The organism is Streptomyces sp. NPDC048291 (assembly GCF_043201715.1).
Lineage (GTDB): Bacteria > Actinomycetota > Actinomycetes > Streptomycetales > Streptomycetaceae > Streptomyces.
This window is the reverse complement of record NZ_JBICZC010000049.1, coordinates 1-1,152: the sequence shown is the minus strand read 5'-3', so window position 1 is coordinate 1,152 and position 1,152 is coordinate 1. Positions and strand designations below refer to the sequence as shown.

General features: G+C 72.2%; 1 protein-coding gene. It reads right to left on the bottom strand.

What is annotated here, in order from left to right; all coding sequences use genetic code 11:
• Window position 1 precedes the first annotated feature (1 nt).
• A partial coding sequence (locus ACGF5O_RS49070) for an MFS transporter (protein ID WP_393816441.1) occupies window positions 2-1,152 on the bottom strand: 1,151 nt, incomplete at its 5' end.

Here is a 1,152-nt window from a genome sequence, read left to right as displayed (position 1 = left end):
CTCAGTCCTGTGGGGTGGGGGTGCGCAGGAAGAGGGCGGCGATGAGGGCGGTGGCCAGGACGAGGGCGGTGTTGACCGCGACGGCGGTGCGGATGCCGTGGAGGATCCCGGTGGCCGTGGCGGTCGTCATCGCGCCGGTCGCGATCGCGCTCATCACCGGGGTGCCCATGGTGATACCGATCTGCTGGCTCATCGTGGCCAGCCCGGTCGCCATGCCCTGCTCGTGATCGGGCAGCCCGCTCGTCGCGGTCACCATGAACCCCACGATCAGCAGCATGTTGCCCACCCCGCCCACGAACGTGGCCGGCAGCAGAAGCCCCAGACTCGCCTGCGTCGTGCCCAGAGCGAGCAGCGCACCCGTCGCGACCGTCTGCACCAGCGCACCCGTCACCAGCGCCGCCCTGGTTCCCGCCCGGCCGATGAACCTGGGTGCCATCACCCCGCCCACGACCGTGCCAAGGCCCAGCACCCCGAACGACAGACCCGCCGCCAGCGGCGAGAACCCCAGAACCTTCTGCAGATACAGCGTCATCAGGAACACCAGCGACGTCTCCGTCACGAACGCCAGCACCCCGGCGATGTTCCCGAACGCGACCGTGCGCCGGCCCAGCACACTCACCGGGACCAGCGGCGCCACCGCGTTGCGTTCCACGAAGTAGAACACCACCAGCAGCACCGCACCCGCCGCCAGCACCCCCCACGCGGACACCTCGCCCCAGCCGTGCTCCCCGGCCCGCGTGAAGCCCAGCACGACGGCCAGCAGGCCCAGGGTGACCGCGAGAGCACCGGGCACGTCCAGCCGCGGCCGCTCCGCCGGACGCGACTCCGCCAGCACCATCGGCGCGATCACCAGCACCGCCGCCGCGACCGGCACGTTCAGGAAGAACGACCACCGCCACGACAGCAGGTCCGTCAGCACCCCGCCCAGCACCGCGCCCGTGGTGAACCCCGCCGACATCAGCGCCCCGTTCAGACCGAGCGCCTTCTGCCGCAGCGGGCCCTCCGGGAACGACGTCGTCAACAGCGACAGCCCCGCCGGCGTCACCGCCGCCGTCGCCAGCCCCTGCATCACCCGCGCCACGATCAGCACCTCAGGACCGGTCGCCAGCCCGCCCGCCAACGACGCCAGCCCCAACACCGCCAGACCGCCCA